At 69.8% G+C, this 17,912-nt stretch carries 14 protein-coding genes; 7 read left to right on the top strand and 7 right to left on the bottom strand.

The window, feature by feature from the left end:
• Positions 1 to 5: 5 nt before the first annotated feature.
• Together K9U40_RS11565 and K9U40_RS11560 are read right to left on the bottom strand one after the other, a co-directional pair.
• Positions 6 to 1,760, bottom strand: coding sequence for an AMP-binding protein (locus tag K9U40_RS11565; RefSeq protein WP_282890349.1), 1,755 nt, complete (start codon positions 1,758 to 1,760; stop codon positions 6 to 8).
• A 251-nt stretch (positions 1,761 to 2,011) separates the two neighbouring features.
• The gene (locus K9U40_RS11560; protein WP_282890348.1) at positions 2,012 to 2,728 is read right to left on the bottom strand and encodes a thioesterase II family protein; all 717 of its coding nucleotides are present in this window, start codon (positions 2,726 to 2,728) and stop codon (positions 2,012 to 2,014) included.
• Positions 2,729 to 3,003: 275 nt separating this feature from the next.
• On the opposite strand from K9U40_RS11560, the gene K9U40_RS11555 reads away from it, so the two are divergent.
• Together K9U40_RS11555 and K9U40_RS11550 are read left to right on the top strand one after the other, a co-directional pair.
• Positions 3,004 to 4,539, top strand: coding sequence for an HAL/PAL/TAL family ammonia-lyase (locus K9U40_RS11555; protein WP_282890347.1), 1,536 nt, complete (start codon positions 3,004 to 3,006; stop codon positions 4,537 to 4,539).
• Positions 4,539 to 6,269: an ABC1 kinase family protein gene (locus K9U40_RS11550; RefSeq protein WP_282890346.1), complete on the top strand. Its 1,731-nt coding sequence runs from the start codon at positions 4,539 to 4,541 to the stop codon at positions 6,267 to 6,269. Before K9U40_RS11555 ends, K9U40_RS11550 begins: the two co-directional genes overlap by 1 nt.
• 316 nt (positions 6,270 to 6,585) lie before the next feature.
• Here K9U40_RS11550 and K9U40_RS11545 read toward each other — a convergent pair whose 3' ends face one another.
• Positions 6,586 to 7,878, bottom strand: coding sequence for a glycosyltransferase (locus tag K9U40_RS11545; RefSeq protein WP_282890345.1), 1,293 nt, complete (start codon positions 7,876 to 7,878; stop codon positions 6,586 to 6,588).
• Between the two features lie 140 nt (positions 7,879 to 8,018).
• Here K9U40_RS11545 and K9U40_RS11540 point away from each other — a divergent pair, with 140 nt between their 5' ends.
• Together K9U40_RS11540 and K9U40_RS11535 are read left to right on the top strand one after the other, a co-directional pair.
• Positions 8,019 to 8,813, top strand: coding sequence for an alpha/beta fold hydrolase (locus K9U40_RS11540; RefSeq protein ID WP_282890344.1), 795 nt, complete (start codon positions 8,019 to 8,021; stop codon positions 8,811 to 8,813).
• The gene (locus K9U40_RS11535) at positions 8,810 to 10,351 is read left to right on the top strand and encodes an MDR family MFS transporter (protein ID WP_282890343.1); all 1,542 of its coding nucleotides are present in this window, start codon (positions 8,810 to 8,812) and stop codon (positions 10,349 to 10,351) included. Before K9U40_RS11540 ends, K9U40_RS11535 begins: the two co-directional genes overlap by 4 nt.
• A gap of 63 nt (positions 10,352 to 10,414) precedes the next feature.
• On the opposite strand, the gene K9U40_RS11530 is transcribed toward K9U40_RS11535, so the two are convergent.
• Positions 10,415 to 11,413: a patatin-like phospholipase family protein gene (locus tag K9U40_RS11530; protein ID WP_282890342.1), complete on the bottom strand. Its 999-nt coding sequence runs from the start codon at positions 11,411 to 11,413 to the stop codon at positions 10,415 to 10,417.
• Positions 11,414 to 11,724: 311 nt separating this feature from the next.
• On the opposite strand from K9U40_RS11530, the gene K9U40_RS11525 reads away from it, so the two are divergent.
• Complete coding sequence (locus tag K9U40_RS11525) at positions 11,725 to 12,099, top strand: STAS domain-containing protein (RefSeq protein WP_282890341.1); 375 nt, start codon at positions 11,725 to 11,727, stop codon at positions 12,097 to 12,099.
• Between the two features lie 207 nt (positions 12,100 to 12,306).
• Here K9U40_RS11525 and K9U40_RS11520 read toward each other — a convergent pair whose 3' ends face one another.
• The 3 genes from K9U40_RS11520 to K9U40_RS11510 form a co-directional block, all read right to left on the bottom strand.
• Positions 12,307 to 12,822, bottom strand: a complete 516-nt coding sequence (locus tag K9U40_RS11520; RefSeq protein WP_282890340.1) for a hypothetical protein — start codon at positions 12,820 to 12,822, stop codon at positions 12,307 to 12,309.
• Positions 12,823 to 13,001: 179 nt separating this feature from the next.
• Entirely contained in the window at positions 13,002 to 14,393 is a 1,392-nt protein-coding gene (locus tag K9U40_RS11515; RefSeq protein WP_282890339.1) for a lysine N(6)-hydroxylase/L-ornithine N(5)-oxygenase family protein, read from the bottom strand.
• Positions 14,394 to 14,451: 58 nt separating this feature from the next.
• Positions 14,452 to 15,585 (bottom strand): GNAT family N-acetyltransferase, encoded by a 1,134-nt coding sequence (locus K9U40_RS11510; protein WP_282890338.1) that lies wholly within the window; start codon positions 15,583 to 15,585, stop codon positions 14,452 to 14,454.
• 223 nt (positions 15,586 to 15,808) lie between these two features.
• Here K9U40_RS11510 and K9U40_RS11505 point away from each other — a divergent pair, with 223 nt between their 5' ends.
• Together K9U40_RS11505 and K9U40_RS11500 are read left to right on the top strand one after the other, a co-directional pair.
• Entirely contained in the window at positions 15,809 to 17,554 is a 1,746-nt protein-coding gene (locus tag K9U40_RS11505) for a cyclic peptide export ABC transporter (RefSeq protein WP_282890337.1), read from the top strand.
• 69 nt (positions 17,555 to 17,623) lie between these two features.
• Positions 17,624 to 17,890 (top strand): MbtH family protein, encoded by a 267-nt coding sequence (locus K9U40_RS11500; RefSeq protein WP_282890336.1) that lies wholly within the window; start codon positions 17,624 to 17,626, stop codon positions 17,888 to 17,890.
• Positions 17,891 to 17,912 lie beyond the last annotated feature (22 nt).

Here is a 17,912-nt window from a genome sequence, read left to right as displayed (position 1 = left end):
CCTGTCTATGTCGCCGCAGGGACGGCGCAGGCCCCGGCGGAGGCGGCGCCGGTTTCGCGCAGGCGCGCCAGCAGCCCGGCGAGGGTGGACGCCTCCCACACCACGGTCAGGTCCACCGGACGCCCGAGCGGCGCGGCCAGATCCCGGGCCAGTGCGACGCCCAGTACCGAATCCAGCCCGTATTCGGCGAAGGCGCGGTCACGCTCGATGGCGTCGGGCGACAGGTTCAGATGGCGGCCGAGCCAGTCGCGCACCCAGGTCTCGAGGCCGACGCCGGGAGCGGCGCCCGGCTCCCGGCCCGCCGGGTCTTGAGCCGACGGCCGCGCGGCGGCGGCGCGCAACTCGCGCTTCAGGATCTTGCCCGTGGGGTTGCGCGGCAGGGCATCCACGAAAGCGAAGGCGGTAGGCACCTTGTAGGCGGCAAGGCTGCTCCGGCAGAGCGCCTCCAGCTCCTGCGCGCCGACGCCGGCCCCCGGCTTCAGGACCACATTGGCCCAGACCTCCTCGCCGAGGAACGGGTCGGCGACGCCGTACACCGCCGCCTCGGCCACGGCGGGGTGGGCGTAAAGCGCGTTCTCCACCTCGGCGGGATAGACATTGCGGCCGCCGACGATGATGAGGTCCGTCAGCCGGTCTTCCACCGAGAGATAGCCCTCGGCATCCAGGCGGCCGATGTCGCCGGTATGCAGCCACCCCTGGCGGATGGCCCTGGCCGTGTCGTCCGGCCGGTTCAGATAGCCCAGCATCACGTTGGGGCCGCGCAGCACCACCTCCCCCGCCTCCCCCGGCGGTAGCTCGCGGCCGTCGACGGGATCGACAATGCGCAGCTCCACGCCGTCGATGGCGGTGCCCACCTTGCCGCGCCGCAGGCTATGGGCGTGGTTGTAGGTGGCGAAGGGCGAGCACTCGGTCTGGCCGTAACCCTGGTGGATGGGCAGGCCCATGTGCCTCTGCCAGCGCTCCTCCACCTCCAGCGGCAACGGCGCGGCGGCGGAAAACCAGTAGCGCACGGCGGGACAGTCGGCCGGCGCGATGCGGCCTTCCAGCGCGAGGAAGGTGGTGGGGACGCCGAACACCATGGTCACGCCATCCGCGCGTAGCGATCGCAGCACGGCAGCGCGGTCGAACCGCCGCTGGAGCACCACGCAGGCCCCGGCGAAGAGGCCGGGCAGAAGGATGGCGTTCTGGCCGAAGCAATGATGCAGCGGCAGGAACAGCAGCAGCCGATCCGCGCCGGTGACGCCCATGTAGCGCACCTTGGAGCGGGCGGTGAACGCCACATTGCCGTGCGACAGCATCACCCCCTTGGGGCGGCCCGAGGTGCCGGAGGAATAGACGATGGCGGCGGGATGCGCGTCGGGCACATCCTCCACCGACCACGGCCCGCCGCCGCCCGGCGCCCCGGCATCGACCACGCGCAGGCCGCTCAGGGACAGCCACCCGGCGACCTCCCCCTCCGCCAAGGCGAGGCGGCACCCGCTGTCGGCGAGGATGAAGGCGATTTCCGCTGCGGCAAGCATGGGATTGATACAGACCGCCACCGCGCCCAGGCTCAGCACGCCCAGATAGCCGGTAACGAAGTCCGGCCCGTTGGGCAGGATGAGCGCGACGAAATCCCCGCGCCCGACGCCCTCGGCCTCAAGCCGGGCGCGCACGCCGGCAGCGGCAGCCCGGACCTCCGCATAGGAAGACACCGCGCTTTCAAACAGCAGGCACGGCCTGTCGCCGGGCATGTCGGAAAAAATACTGGCGACGTTCAAGTAATCGCCCCCTGATCTCGACGTTCCGCCCGGGGAAAAGATGTTTTTCGTCAACCCGTTATTATTTTGCGGCAACGCTACAAACCGGCCACGCCGGCGTCAAGCGGCACGCGGGGGCAAAGGCCGCAGGCGTGGCCGCGAGAGCACGGGCGCAAGGCACGGGCGCGGCGCGCGCCCCCTTCCCCGGCCGTCCGGTCGCTCCGCCGCGGCGGCGGCCGGACCCGTGGCGTCCCGCCGGCCCTTCCGGTCGATCACGGCAGCATTTCACCTTGCGTCAGGCCACACAAAGATTCCAGCGACCGCAGCAAGGGAATACGATGGTCATTCAAATAAAAATGATCCCCCGGATACAACGCAAGGCTGAAAACGGACGTCGAGTGTCGCGACCAGGCCCGCAGATCCTCTTCCGGGATCGAATCACGCGTGCCGCCGAAGGCATGGATGGGAAAGTCGAACGGCGCGGCCGCGCGGAAGCGGTAGGTCTCGACCGCCTTGAGATCGGCGCGGATCACCGGCAGCAGCAGGTCCAGGAGCTCGCGATCCCCCAGCACCACGTCGGGCGTGCCGTTGAGGGCGCGCAGCTCGGCCACCAGATCGGCATCGCTGAGCACATGCAAGGGCGGGCGCGACGGCGGCAGGTGGGGCGCGCGGCGGGCCGAGACGAACAGCTCCACCGGCGCGGGCGCCCCCCGCGCGCGCAGCCGCCGCAAGGTCTCGAAGGCGAGCAGCGCGCCCATGCTGTGGCCGAACACGGCATAGGGAGCATCGAGCCGACGCGCCATGGCATCGGCCATCCCGTCGGCCATGTCATCCATGGTCTCGAACGGTGCCTCGCGGATGCGCGCGCCATGGCCCGGCAGCTGGACCGGCACCACCTCGATGGCGGGATTGATGGCCGCCTGCCACGGCGCATAGGCGCTGGCATTGCCGCCCGCGAAGGGCAGGCAGAACAGGCGAAGCCGGCGCACGCCGGTCGTCCGGCTCCCGAGAAACCAAGGTGAGGGATCGAAATTCATCCGGCAGCAACAAGATGGAGGAGTGTGACGGTATGATGAAACGATACGAAGCCCGCAGGCGCGGCACCGTCCCGGCAGCTTCGGCGCCTCGCTCCGGGAACCCGTGCGCGCCGGGGATTTCCTCCCCGCGTCCCGAACAATCCCGCCGCGGCGCCATCTTGGCACTGACCGCCGGATGTCGCTAGTCTCCCGGTCCAGGCAGTGCCGCCTCGAGTGATTCAAGCTCCATGAACGTTCACCGGACCCCCGAGATCCTCGTCGGCGCGCAGCGCCTGTCGCCGGCCGATGTCTGGGCGGTGGCCCAGGGCACGAGCCGCGTCGCGCTGGATGCCTCGCCCGGGTTCCGGCAGCGCATCGAGGCCGGGTCCGACCTGCTGCGCACACGCATCGCCTCTGGCGAGCGGATCTACGGCGTCACCACCGGCTTCGGCGAATCGGTGGTGACCGAGGTGCCGGTGCACCTGACCGACGAATTGTCCCTGAACCTCGTGCGTTTCCACGGCTGCGGCACCGGCGCGGTGTTCTCGCAGGTGGAATCCGCGGCCGTGCTGCTGGCGCGCATCGCCTCTTTGTCCGCGGGCTGGTCCGGCGTCCGCTTCGAGGTGCTGGAGCGCCTCGCCAGCCTGCTGGAGCACCGCATCCTGCCCGTCATCCCCAGCGAGGGCTCGGTGGGGGCGAGCGGCGACCTGACCCCCCTGTCCTACGTGGCCGCCGTGGTGATGGGCGAGCGCGAGGTCTATAGCGGGCCGCAGATCGTTCCGGCGGCCGAGGCCATGCGCGCGGCGGGCATCACCCCCATCGCGCTGGCGCCGAAGGAAAGCCTCGCCATCATGAACGGCACCAGCGTCTCGGTGGCGCTGACGGCCCTCGCCTTCGAGCGCGCCCGCTGGCTGGCCCGGCTGGCGGCGGCGCTCACCGCGCTCGCCAGCGACGTGACGCGCGGCAACCCCGCCCATTTCGATCCGCGCATCTTCGCCGCCAAGCCCCATCCCGGCCAGATGCTGTGCGCCTCCTGGATCGCCCAGGATGTCGAGTACCGGCCCGGCACCGCGCATGAGGGCCGGCTGCAGGACCGCTATTCCATCCGCTGCGCCCCCCATGTGGTGGGCGTGCTGATCGACGCGCTGGACTGGATGCGGCCCTGGATCGAGACCGAGCTGAACGGCGCCTCCGACAACCCCCTGGTGGACCCGCAGACCGGCGACCCCTTGTTCGGTGGCAATTTCTACGGCGGCCATGCCTGCTTCGTGGCCGATGGCCTGAAGAATGCCACCGCCAACATCGCCGACCTCATGGACCGCCAGCTCGCGCTCCTCTGTTCCGCCTCAACCAGCAACGGGCTGCCGGAGAACCTGGTGGGCGCCGACGGCGACGGGCACCGGGCGCACCATGGCTTCAAGGCCATGCAGATCGCGGCGTCCGCATTGACCGCGGAGGCGCTGAAGGCAACCATGCCGGCCAGCGTCTTCAGCCGCAGCACCGAGAACCACAACCAGGACAAGGTCAGCATGAGCACGATCGCTGCCCGTGACAGCCTGCGCGTGCTGGACCTGACCGAGACGGTGGCCGCCATCTGCCTGCTGGCGCTGGTGCAGGCGGTGGACCTGCGCCGGGGCGAGGGCTGCCACGGGCGCAGCCTGCGGTTGCGCGATGCGGTCCGGGCCCTGGTGCCCTTCAATGATCGCGACCGGCGCCAGGACGGCGACATCGCCATCGTCAAGGAGATGATCCAGCGGCGCATGCTGCCCCTGGACTTCAGCTGATGCGCCCTGAGGCCCCGCGCCCTTTGACCAACCAGCAGCGGGCCCGCGCGGTCCGGCGGCTGTTCCTGCGCATCGCGCTCAACATCTTCTTCTGGGACATCGTGATGACGCGGGGGCCGCTGAAGCGGTTCCGCAGCCCGCCCGCCCCGCGCTGGGCCGCCCTCGCCCGGCACTATCGCCGCGAGGCCGAGCGCCTCGGCGGCGTGCTCATCAAGCTCGGCCAGTATGTCAGCGCCCGCGTCGACCTGCTGCCCGAGGAGGTCACCCATGTGATGGCCGACCTGCGCGACGCGGTGCCCCCCGTGCCCGCCGCCGAGATCATCGCGCAGATCGAGGCGGACTTTCTCCTCCCCATCACCGGCCTCTACCGCAGCTTCGAGCCGGTCCCCATCGGCGCGGCCTCGCTCGGGCAGGCGCACCGGGCGGTATTGCCGGAAGGCCAGCCGGTGGTGGTGAAAGTGCTGCGGCCGGGCATCGACGCCATCGTCGCCAGCGACCTGGAGATCGTCGGCCAGTTCATCCGCCAGCTGAAGCGGCTGGAGAGCATCCGCCGCCGGGTGGACCTCGACCTTCTGGCCAGCGAATTCACGGCGGTGACCTATCGCGAGCTCGATCTCGTCGCCGAAGCGCGCAACTGCGAGCGCTTCGCCAGCGAGTTCGCCCACGATCCCGCCATCCACACCCCCGCCATCTACTGGTCCCGCAGCGGCCGGCGCACCCTGACCATGGAGGATGTCTCCTATTTCCCCATCCACGACGTGCTGGGCTACGAGGCCGCCGGCATCGACCGCCGCCGCGTCGCCAGCAAGCTGATGGACTGCTACCTCGACCAGGTGTTCCGGCACGGCTTCGTCCATGCCGACCCGCATCCGGGCAACCTGTTCGTGCGGCCGCTGGCGGTGGATGGCGAGAGCGCGGCGGGCTGGTCGCCCTCCAGCCTCGCGTCGGGGCGGGTGCACGTGCCGCACATCACCGACCGGCCGTTCCAGGTGGTGTTCATTGATTTCGGCATGGCGGTGCAGATCCCCGAGCGGCTGCGCCAGTCCCTCACCACCTATGCCACCGGCATGGTGACGCGCGACGCCTACACCATCGTGCAGTCCTACGTGGAAGGCGACCTCTTGTTGCCCAACACCGACCTGGACGAGCTGGAGCGCATGACCGCCGCCCTCATCAACAAGTTCCCCCACGCTCTGGTGGGACAGGTGCGCAAGCGCGACCTGACGCCGTTCGCCGAGCTGTCCGAGGAATACCAGACCCTGCTCTACAACTCGCCCATGAAGATGAAGGCGGAGCTTTTGTTCGTCTTCCGCGCCATGGGCATCTGCTCGGGGACGGTGGCGGGCATCGACGCCGCCTTCGATCCCGCCGAGCGCTTCATGCCGCTGGCCCAGCGGCTGGTGGCCGACGAGCTCAAGCCGGATTCCGACCGGCTGAAGCGCCTGGTCTCGGCCACCGTCCGCCTGCCCATGCGGCTCGACAATCTCCTGACCATGCTGGAGCGCGGCAAGCTGCGCATCCGCACCGACGGCCCCGAGCAGCGCCGCGACGACATCCGCCAGCTCACCCGGGCGGCCAACCGGCTGGGCGTCGCGGTGCTGGCCGGCAGCGCCATGATCTGCGCGGTGCTGCTGGGGCGGCAGGGGGAGATCGTCACCACCCCCACCGGGCTCGCGGTGCTCGCCATCGCCGTGGTGGCGGCCGGGGTGCTGGTCAGCCAGCGCTCCTAGTGGATCAACCGAAACGGATGGTACCCATCCGTTTCGAAAAGTTGACCCACCAGATCAAAGAGTTGTGGTTCGACCTGCGCGCGACAGATGGGTTCCATCTGTCGCGGTCGAACCACTAGAGCACGCGCCGATCAGCTTGCATCGCAAGCTGATCGGGCAACGCGTTCTCTTTCTTGAACTTAGAGGGCGATTCACCGATCAGATTGATTCAATCTGATCGGATCGCACTCTAGAGCACGCGCCGATCAGCTTGCATCGCAAGCTGATCGGGCAACGCGTTCTCTTTCTTGAGTTTAGAGCGCGGCCTCCGTTCGCCTCAGCTCGCGGAAGCCGCTCCAGAATCTTGTGTCGACGCATTTTCTTCACGCGAACCGGTACCCGCTTCGCTCGAAACCGCTCCGGAGGACGCCGCCAGGATCTCCCCGACGAAGGCGACAAAATTCGCCTTGGCATCATAACGGGCCAGGTCCTGCTGCAAGCGCCGGGCCGCCTCGCGGTATCCCGGCGCCGCCAGCATGCCCGCCACGGTGGTGCGCACGCTGTCTCGGGTCACCTCGTCCTCCCGCAGGTTTTCCGCCGCGCCGGTCTTGGCCACCATCCGGCCGTAGGACAATTGGTCGGTGTTGCTGGGAATCCCGAGGAAGGGCGTTCCCGCCATGAGCGCCTGGCAGCCGCTGGAGGCGCCGCCGTTGCAGATCACCAGCGCCGCGCGGGCGGCCGCCGCATCCCCCGGCAGATAGTCGGCGACGAAGGCGTTGGCCGGCACCTCAAGGACGGCGCCAGGACGGGCGGTGGCCGCGATCACCGTGACCGGCAGGTCTGAAAGCCCGGCCAGGATGGCCTCCAGCAAAGCCGGCTCGCCGGAGCTGCCGAGATTGACGTAGATGATGGGCTTGTCCTCCGGCACCGCGTCCCACCACATGGGCGGCGCGATCTGCGGGCTGAAGTCGAGCGGGCCGATATGGCGGTGATTCGGCGGCAGGGGGCGGGTGGGGCTCAGCTCCGGAATGTCGGGATAGACTACGTAGTCCCCGGCGCAGAAGGTCTCCCGGAGCCCCGCCCCGATGGGGGCAAGCCCGTTGTTGAGGGCGGCGATGTTGATGGGCAGCGCCATCATCATGGAACCGAGCGGCGTCATCAGCGCCAGCAGGCGGTCGCCGGTCTCCCGGCCCAGCACCTTGTAGAGCGGATGGTCCACCAGCACGAACGGCTCGTCCGACCACGGGCTCCAATGGGCGTTGATGATGTTCACATAGGGCACCCTGGCGAGCTGCGCGCTGATGGCGAGGGACTGGCGCATGTCGCCCACCACCAGCTGCGGCTGCACCAGCCGCATCAGGCGCACGTCCTCGCGCACATAGGCATTGAAGGTCTCGACGCTGAACAGCGGCTGGTTCTGCTTCAAAAGCGCGGTGCTGGCGGCGGGATCGATGGCGGATTTCAGCGCGATGGTGCGGTAGGGGCGCGGGCCGATGAGGGCGCCGAAGCGCGGATCGCACGCCAGCGTCACCCCATAGCCGGCGGCATGGAGCGCATCGGCGAGCAAGGTGGGGCGGACCACATGGGTCAGCGTCACGGCCTCACCCATCAACAGGATATGCGGCTTCATCTGCCCCCCTTCCACCCACGGCCCGGCGCAGCGCGACACGGCGGGCGCCCCCGAACGCACCTTGAGAAAGCGGCCCAACTGGTGTGACTATAGCGACGACCCTGTGCCCCGACATCATCGCTGCCGGCGAGATCCTGACAATGGCTGATTTTCTTCTCGTGCACGGCGCATGGCACGGCGGATGGTGCTGGCGGCGCGTGGTGGCGATCCTCGCCGGCCAGGGGCACCGCGTGTTCGCGCCCTCCCTCACCGGCCTCGGCGACCGCGCCCACCTGCTCTCGCCCGAGGTGGGCCTCGCCACCCATGTGGAGGACGTGCTGGCGGTGATCGAGGCCGAGGAGCTTCGCGACCTCGTCCTGTGCGCCCACAGCTATGGCGGCGCGGTGGCGACGCAGGTGGCGGACCGTGTGCCGGAAAAGATCGGCGCCCTCGTCTTTCTCGATGCCCTGCTGCCGCAGGACGGCCGCTCGCTGCTCGATCTCGACACCCCCGAGCGCCGCGAGGCCATTCTCTCCCGCGTGGCGGAGACGCCGCGCGGTCCGGTGCTGCCCCCGGCGCCGGCCGCCCTCTATGCGCTGGCCGCGCCCGAGGACGTGGCCTGGGTCGACCGGCGCTGCGTGCCCCAGGCGCTGCGCACCTATAGCGATCCGGCGGTTTTGACCGGGGCCTGGATGCAGATCGAGGTGCTGGCCTATGCCTGCACCCTGCGCTTCCCGGCCCCCGATTTCCGGGATATCGCGGCGCGGCTCGCCAGGGACCCGCGCTTCACCATCCACGAGCTGGCGAGCGGGCACGACGCCATGATCGACGTGCCCGACGACGTGGCGGATTTGCTCCTCGGCTGCGCCGAAGCCGCGCGCGCCGGCGGGAGGGACGAGGCCCGGGCGACCGCCGACGGCACGGCCTGCGCCACCGTCGCAGGATCGCCGTCGTGAGCGCGCCTGCCTCCACCCCTGCCCCCGCCGAGGGCGACGACGCCTCCATCGCGCTGCCGCCGGGGAAGTTCCGCCGGGTGCTGGCCGGGCTGCTGCTGGTGCTGGCGCTGAGCTCGCTCGACGCCAATATCGTCGGCCCCGCCCTGCCGCTGATCGCGAGCGACTTCGGCGCCCTGGAAAACCTCGCCTGGGTGCTGACCATCTTCCTCCTCACCAGCACCGCCGCGACGCCGCTCTACGGCAAGCTGAGCGACATGTACGGCCGCCGGCCGCTGCTCTCCGTCGCGGTGCTGCTGTTCCTCGCCGGCTCGGCCTTCTGCGGCGTGGCCCAGAGCATGAACCAGCTGATCCTCGGCCGCGCCATCCAGGGCCTGGGCGCCGGCGGGCTGATGACGCTCACCCAGATCACCATGTCGGATCTCGTGTCGCCCCGGCGGCGGGGCAGCTATCAGGGCCTGTTCGGGGCGGTGTTCACCATCGCCAGCCTCGCCGGGCCGCCGCTGGGCGGCGTCATCGCCGAATTCTGGTCCTGGCGCTGGATCTTCTACGTGAACCTGCCGCTGGGCGCCGCGGCGCTGACCCTGCTGTGGATGGGCCTGCCGCCCGGCGCGCGCACCACCAGCCACCGCATCGACACGGCCGGCTTCGTCATCATCATGGCCGCCACCGGCTGCGCCCTGATGGCGCTGAACCAGGGCGCCCACCAGGGCTGGACCACGCCCGCGGTGCTCGCCCTCGCCGGCGCGGCGGTGGTGCTGGCGCTGCTGCTCGGCCCGGTGGAAACGCGGGTGGAAGAGCCCCTCATCCCCCTCGGCATGGTGCGCAACAGGGTGTGGCTGGTCGCCACCTGCGTCGCCACCCTGGTCACCATCGCGGTGTTCGGCGCGCTCGCCTTCATGCCCCTCTACCTCCAGCTTGTCGGCGGCCTCTCGCCCACCGCCTCGGGCATCGCCATGGTGCCCTCGGCGGCCGGGCTGATGCTGTCGCTGCTGTATGGCGGCCGGGCCATCACCAGGACCGGCCGCTACAAGGCGTTCGCGGTCACCGGCGTCGGCATCGCCACCCTGGCGCTGTTCGCGCTGGCGGCGGCCGCCTATGCCCTGCCCAGTCCCTACCTCATGGGCGCGCTGCTGTTTCCCCTCGGCGCGGGGCTGGGCCTGCTGATGCCCGGCCTGACGGTGGCCTACCAGAACGCGGTACCCCCGGAGGACATCGGGACCGCCACCGCCACGGCGGGCTTCTTCCGCTCCCTCGGCGGCGCCTTCGGCATCGCCGGGGCGGGGGCCATCCTCGCCAGCCAGGCGGGCGCCCTGCTGCCGGTGGATGGCGGCGCGCAGGCGATGGACAATATCGGGATCGGCCAGCTCTCCCAGCTGAGCGCTGCGGACCGGCTGGCCCTGCTCGCGAACTATCAGTCCGCCATGGTCGCCATCTTCGCCACGGCCGGCGTGGTGGCCGCCCTCGGCGTCCTGCTGATCCGCCTGCTGCCGGAACAGGAATTGTCCGACGTGGCGAACGAGCTGCGCGCCAAGCCATAGGTCCGCGAACCGGTCCGAACAGTCATCAATGCAGGCATCCGGCTTCGGGCCGGGTGATCCGGCTCAGCCGGTCGGGGCGTCGGGCGCTGCGGCCTCGGCCGTCTGCGCCGGCGCGATCCAGCCGATATCCTCCAGCTGCGCCAGTGTGGGGCCGATATCCGCCGCGCAGGCCTTGTCCTGCTGGCGCTGGTTGAACAGCTCGGGCGGGACGGAGGCCTCGGGCTCCAGATCGGTGGCGAGGAAGGGATCGAGGCGCACGAAGCGGTCTTCGAGGATCCGGCTGGCCTGGTAGGTGGTGGCCTGGAGGTTGGCCTCCATCACCAGCTTGATGAGGGCGAGGGGCCGCTCCATGCTCAGGAGCCATCCGCCGTATCCGATGTCGCCGCCCGGCAGGGCCATGTAGCTGCTGGCCTGCCCCTGCCCCACCGAGAGGATCATGGTGCTGGCGATGTCCGCCATCAGGAAGTCCATGGCCATGGTCAGGGCGCACATGCTGGGATTGTTGGCATAGAGCCCGCCATCCACGCGGCCCTGGAACACCGGGTGCAGCACCGGGATGGAGCTGGAATGCAGCGCCAGGTCCGCCAGCAGCGGAGAGGCCGGCAGGTCCTGCGGCACCAGATTGTGATGAATCTCGATGGACCAGTGGCGATATTCCTTCAGGCCCACCGCGTTGTCGATGGCCACCGCCGGCATGAGCAGCCGGCGCCGGACATCCCGCAGCCGCACCTCGCCCAGGAGGTCCCGCAGGTGTCGGTAGAGCGTCTCGTGGGTCAGGAAGGCGGACATGCCGGACACGGCGGCCAGGGTGCGCGGGCTGAGCGGCCCCGCCCCCTCGAACGGGTGCCACAGCTGCCAGAACGCGATGGCCCGCTCGACCCCCTCGCGCACCGTACCGGACACGGCGATGATGGACGAGGTGATGGCCCCCGACGAGGTCCCGGCGAAGACATCCACGTCCTCCAGCAGCGCCGGCTGCTCCGCGAGCAGCCGCTGGAGCAGGAAGCAGGTGACCAGGGGTCGCGTCCCGCCATCGAGCGAGAGGATCTTGAGAGGCGCCATGGAGCCGGGAAACCCTGTCTGTGGTAACAACTGCCGGGGCCGGCCTGAACCTGCCGATTCCGCGTCGGTCCACGTTAGAGCGCGATCCGGGCAAAGAGAATCCATTTGCCCGGTGAATCACCCTCTTAACGCACGGAAAGAGCAGCTCCCGCGGCGGGCGCGAGCCGGCGTGAGGGCGGTCCGGCAGGATCCGTGGAACCACCCGGCGCCGCGCGTGACGGGAATGTAACGAGGATGCGCTTGCGCGATATTGTATCACCATGGACCGCGGCCCGCCGCACCTTGCGCCCCGGCAAGACGAACGAGGTCTGATGCTCGACATCAAGCACGCCATCCTCGGCAACATCCTCACGGTGAACCTGGCCGGCCAGCTGAACATGCAGGGCTGCACCCAGCTCGGCCCGGTTCTCGACCAGTGGCTGGAGACCGGCGGCAGCAACACGCTGATCGACTTCGCCGGCGTCACCTACATCAACAGCAACGGCCTGAGGCTGCTGTGGCGCCACCACAGCCTCGCCACCGGCAAGGACGGGCTGGTGGTGTTCTCCTCGGTCCACTACACCATTCTCCAGGTGTTCGACGTCAGCGGGCTGGCGCACCTGTTCCGGTTCGCCAACACGTTCGACGAGGCCCTCGGCCTGTTTCAGGCGCCGCCCCTCGACGGGCCGGTCGACAGCGAAGGCTGAGCCCTCCTCCTGCCGCGAGCGCCCCGGGGCGGATCGCCCTCTAAACTCAAGAAAGAGGACGCGTTGCCCGATCAGCTTGCGATGCAAGCAGATCGGCGCGTGCTCTAGAGCGTTTTCCGTTCGCACTGGCTCACGGTAATCGCTCTAGATTACTGTTTTAACACATTTTCTTCATGCGAACCGGTGTCCACTTCGCTCGAAAATGCTCTAGCGCAGGCGCATCCGGGCCCAGCGCGCCAGCACGCGCAGCCGCGCCCTCAGCTCCGCAAGGCGCAGCCAGGCGACGATGGAGGCGCGCAGGGCGCCGAGCGTCATGATGATCCAGGCCACCGGCCGCAGCGTCATCAGCTGCGCCCGGCCGGCCGAGAAGGTGCGCTCGATGACGACGAAGCTCACGAAGTAGGCCAGGAGGAAGGCCAGCGTGCCCGTCTTCACATGCCCGTTGGCGATACCGATCAGCGCCAGGAACTTCACCGGCTCGACAATGGCGAGGGGCACGCCGATGAGGACCAGGACGGTATAGGGGGAACGGCGCCCCACCCACGCCTCGAAGGCCTGCATGAGCCGGAGCGCGGCGAGGCGCCGGAGCAGCGGGCGATAAAGCGGCCGCACCAGCTCGTCGAGCACGATGACGAGGCCGCAGACCAGCCGGAAGACGACGCGCAAGGCGACGACGACCGGGTTCCGGGAGAGGCGGGGGGACAGCGGGGCGATCGGCGGCATGCGCGCCGACGATCGCCATCAATTACGGCCGGGTTCGGGCGGATGCGGCGCGCGGGCGACAGCGCAAGCCGGCAACCGGCGCCGGCCCCGCAGGCGAGGGAGCCGGCTCGGGCAGCGGGGTCGGCCGGACCAGTTGGCCGGGCCAGTTGGCCGGCTTGCCCGGACCGCGCCCCGGATGGTCAGACCCGGCCCAGCTGGCGCAGCATGGGGGAGGCGAGGGCGGCGCCCGGCGCCGCGTGGGCGGCCACGACCGCCTCGGCGATCTCCTGCCCGCGGGTGGCAAGGACCGAGAGCAGCGTGTCGCTGAGCCCGTGGGTGCCTTCATTGGTGCCCTGGATGAACACCGCAGGCCGGAATTCGGGCGCGGTGGCGAGCCGGTAGTCGCGGCCCACCGCGCCGATGGCCACATAAGGCTCCAGCCCGCCGAGCAGCGCCCGCCCGCCGTCGCGGACATAGCCGGTGGCCAGCACCACGGCATCGTAGAACGCGCGGGCCTCCTCGCCGTCGGGACCGACGGCGAGGTCGAGCACGACGGCGCCGTCGGCCTCCCCCACCCACGTCACCTCGGTCAGCCGCCGCACCTGGTGGCGCTTATCGCCGGTCACCTTCTGCTGGTAGAGCACGTCGTAGATCCGGGCGATGAGGTCGGCATCCACCACCGAGTAATTCGTGCTCTTGAAGTCGGCGATCAGCGCCCGCCGGCGCGGCTCGCTCTGGCGGAAGATGAAGTCGGTGAACTCCGGGTTGAAGATCTCGTTCACGAACGGCGTGTCATCGGAGGGGCGCAGGGCGTGGCCGCGCACGATCATATCGACGCGGCCATGGGGAAAGCGCGCCGTGAGGTCGAGGAAGATCTCCGCCGCGCTCTGCGCCGCCCCCACCACGGCGATGCGCGGGGCCGGATGGCAGCCGAAGTCGAAGCTGTCGATGTTCGAGAGGTATGCGGCCGAATGGAAGATGCGCGGCACGTTCCGGAACGGCGCGAACAGCTCCGGCACCCGCAGCGTGCCGCCGGTGGCAAGGGCGAGGTTGCGGGTCCGCCGCACCCGCGCGCGCCCGTCCGCGGCGCGGGAGATCACCCGAACCACATCCACCGAACCGCCCGAAACCTCGGGCTCCAGCGCCACGACCTCCTCGCCATAACTGACGCAGGCGTTGAATTTCCCGGCGGCCCAGCGGAGATAGTCGTTGAACTCGATGCGGCTTGGAAAGAACGTCTTCAGGTTGATGAAGTCCATCAGCCGGCCGTTCTCGTGCAGATAGGCGAGAAAGGTGAAGGGGCTCGACGGGTCGCGCTGCAGCGCCAGGTCCTTGAGGAAGGAGATCTGCATGTCGCTGCCCGGCAGCAGCATGCCGCCATGCCAGACAAAGCTCTGCTGCTTCTCGATAAAATGGGCGCAGAGGCCGGGCGCGCCCATGCCCTCCAGCGCAATGGCGATGGCGAGGTTGGAGGGACCGAAGCCGACGCCGATGAGGTCGTGGATCTTGTCCTGCCCCCTCTCCTCCCCATCGGGCTTCGGCCCGGCGGAGCGCAAGGCGGCGGACGAAAGGCGGTTCTCGCTATAGGTCATGGTGCAATTCCCGATGCGCGTTCACGCGCCTGAAATGACGGCAGGGCGAAAGGACCTTTCACGCCTCTGCCAGGACCGAGGCGCGCGGCTGCGGTGCCTCTCGTGCGAACTCAATGGCTTGGCGCGGCTCCGGAGCCGGCAGCGTGCCGTCTGGCACCCACAGGCGATCACCGAAGAAGCGCTCGCGCAGCAGCATCACCAGGGCGGCGCGCTTGTGCGGGAAATCGAATGTGCTCACCCGCGCGAAGCCCGAGCGCTCCAGGTTTCGCAGCTGCTGGTGATGGTCGGCCCGCGGCTCGCCGACGATGCGCTGGGTCCGCGGATCGTCGAGGAAGATGTAGTGCATGAGGGAAGGCAGCCAGGTCGCCACATAGGCCCGCCCCCGGAAGGCGTCCTCCCCCACCAGGACATGCCAGCCGCGATCATGGTCGCCGGCATCGTAGAACGGCGCGATGCGGTTTTCCTTGGCCCAGTAGACCTCGAAATAGGCGAAGGAAGCGCCGTCCACCGCGCCCATGAGCGGTAGCATGTGGGGATCGGCCTCAAGCCCTTCGAGATAGGCGCGGTGCCTGTCGAGGTCGCCGGCCTCGTCCCAGATCTCGGCGACGCGGGGATCGTTCATCCAGCGGTTGAAACGATCGAGGTCCGTGGCGAGGTCCAGCGTGCGCAGCTCGAAGCGGGCGCCGAGCCAGGGGATGAACCGCGTGTAGACGATGCCCTCCGGCTTCGGCGGACGCACCGGGTGGCGCCGCCCCTGCGTGAGGGCGAAGCGCTGCGCGAACACGGGCCGTGCCTGCGGCAGCCACAGGCCGCCCTGCTGCCAGAGCGCCTCCGGGAATACGTCGAGCCCTTCAGCCGCCTCGGCCGCGAGCCCCTCGACGAGAAGGCGCGCGCGCAGCGCCGCCAGTAGTCCGCCGCCATGCCCACTTTCGTGTCCACTTTCGTGTCCGCCGGTGTGCGCGCCGAACCCCCGAAGCCGCAGCGGCTGCGGCGTGGCCAGCGTCGCGGTCACCGTCTCCAGGGCGCGCAGCAACAGGCTGTAGGCTGTTGCGGGGTCCATGGCGTCCACCCCGGACAGAACGACGCCCCCGGCCGCCGTGTCGGGCAGCAGGCAGAGGCGCGTTGCGGCACCGCTCCGGGCCACGACACCGCCCCCCTCCCGGCGTTCACAGACGATCTCCTCAGCGACCATGGCGTCCTGTCCCTCCGGTCGGTCGAACGGGCTTCGGGAGTTAAGACGAACGCGCCGGGCGCCGATTTAGGAACATCTCGCAGTCACGGCTCAGGCCAGGCCACGCTGCCCGCACGCACCCGAATGCCTGCCCCTAAATTTCTGCCCGCCCCGAGCGTCTGTAGCTTCAGGCCCGCTCGCGTCCGGGCTCCGGAAAGACGCCATCGGGGGAGCCAAGGACACCATGGAGGGCCAGAACCCTGCGCCCGGCGCCACGGACGGCACCGCCGCCGGACACACGCACAAGGGTGAGAACGGCTTCTCGCTCCTGTCCTTCGTGTTCGGGCAGAACCCGCTTGTCTTCTCCGCCGCCACGGCCACGAGCCTCCTCAGCGGCCTCGCCGCCGTCGCCCTCATCATCCTCATCAATCTGGCGCTGGCCCCGGACCGCGACGACCTCGTCAGCCTCGGCCTCGCCTTTGCGGCGGTGGCGGCGCTGACGGTGGCGTTGCAGACGGCGTCGGGCATCCTGTTCGGCCGGCTCGGGCAGGAGGTGCTGGCCCGCCTGCGCGCGCGCATCGCCGAGCGCGTGGAGGCGGCGCCCCTGCGGGCCGTGGAGCAGGTGGGGCCGGCCCGGATCCAGGCCCTTGTCACCGACGACGTCTTCACCATCGCCACGGTGGTGGTGCGGCTGCCGGTGCTGTTCACCAATGCCGTGGCCATCTCGGGATGCCTGTTCTATCTCGCCTGGCTCTCCACGCCCCTCTTCCTCGGCGCGGCGGGCATGATGGCGCTGGGTGTCGCCGGCTACATGCTGGTGGCCGGGCGGGCGCGCCACCATCTCGAACATGCGGGCGGGCGGCAGGATGCGCTCTTTGCCCATTTGTCCGCCCTGGTCCTCGGCACCAAGGAGCTGAAACTCAACCGCGCCAAGGCCGAGGATTTCCGTTCCCGCCATCTGGGCGCGGCCATCGAGAGCGTACGGCGGGCGCGCACCCACGGCATCACCCTGCTGGCCCTCGGCTCCGCCTGGGGCAGCCTGATCGTGTTCGGCTTCATCGGCCTGGTGCTGTTCGTGTTCAGCGGCGGCGGAACGGTGGCGACGGGCTATGCGGTGGTGCTGCTCTTCCTCATCGGGCCGCTCGCCGCCGTGATGGAGGACCTTCCCCGCCTCGCCCTCGCCCGCGTCGCCGGCCAGCGCCTCGCACGGACCGAGGCCGCCCTTGCGGCCCGCGCCGAACCGGGCGCCATCGCGGTGCCGTTTGAAAGCCTCGTTCTCGGCGGCGTCACCCACGCCTATTGGGACGAGCGGACGGCGGAGATGTTCCGTCTCGGTCCCGTGGACCTTGCCTTCGCGCCGGGGGAGATCGTGTTCCTGGTAGGGGGCAACGGCTCCGGCAAGACCACCCTCGCCAAGCTCGTCACCGGCCTCTACGCGCCGGAGAGCGGCACGGTGCGGCTCAATGGCGCAATCGTGGATGAGACGAGCCGGAGCGTGCAGCGCGCCCTGTTCTCGGCCGTGTTCGGGGACTTCCACCTCTTCGAGAGCCTCGTCGGCCTCTCGGGCGCGCCGGACATCGACGCCCGCGCCAACCGCCTGATCTCGCGGCTTGCCCTGACCCACAAGGTGAGCGTGGAGGACGGGCGCTTCTCCACCCGCGACCTCTCCACCGGCCAGCGCAAGCGCCTCGCCCTCGTCGCCGCCGTGCTGGAGGACCGGCCGTTCCTGGTGTTCGACGAATGGGCGGCGGACCAGGACCCGGCCTTCAAGGCCGTATTCTACCGCGAGCTGCTGCCGGAGCTGAAGGCCCTCGGCAAGAGCGTGCTCGTGATCTCCCACGACGACCGCTACTTCGATTGCGGCGACCGCGTCGTGCACATGGAGAACGGCCAGGTCACCGCCGATGCGCCCGCCGCCGGCGGGGCGGCGCGATCCGGGGAGCCTAAATTTCCCAAGGCCGAATTCGTCTTCCACTCGACCCCTATGTGAGGCTCGGCGCACCCACCTGATCGGCAGGGCGCCGGCCGTGATCCGCCCAGCGCGGGCGCGAAGGTTGCCATGGCATTCGATGACGAGAACGCGGTCTTCCGCGTGGTCCGCAACGACGAAGACATCCACTCCATCTGGCCGCTGCACCGGCCCGTGCCCGCCGGCTGGCACGACGCCGGTTTCACCGGCACCAAGGCGGCCTGCCTCGACCATGTTGAGCGGGCCTGGACCGACATGCGCCCCCTGAGCCTGCGCCGGGCCATGGACGGCGCAGGCGCCACAGGCACGGATGGCGAAGACGCCGCAGGCACGGACGCCAACGGAGCCGCCCGGTGACCCAGCTTTCCCAGCCGCGCCC

The sequence above is a fragment of the Xanthobacter autotrophicus genome, assembly GCF_030015065.1.
In the GTDB taxonomy this organism is placed as follows: Bacteria; Pseudomonadota; Alphaproteobacteria; order Rhizobiales; family Xanthobacteraceae; genus Xanthobacter; species Xanthobacter autotrophicus_D.
This window is presented reverse-complemented; position numbering and strand designations above follow the sequence as displayed.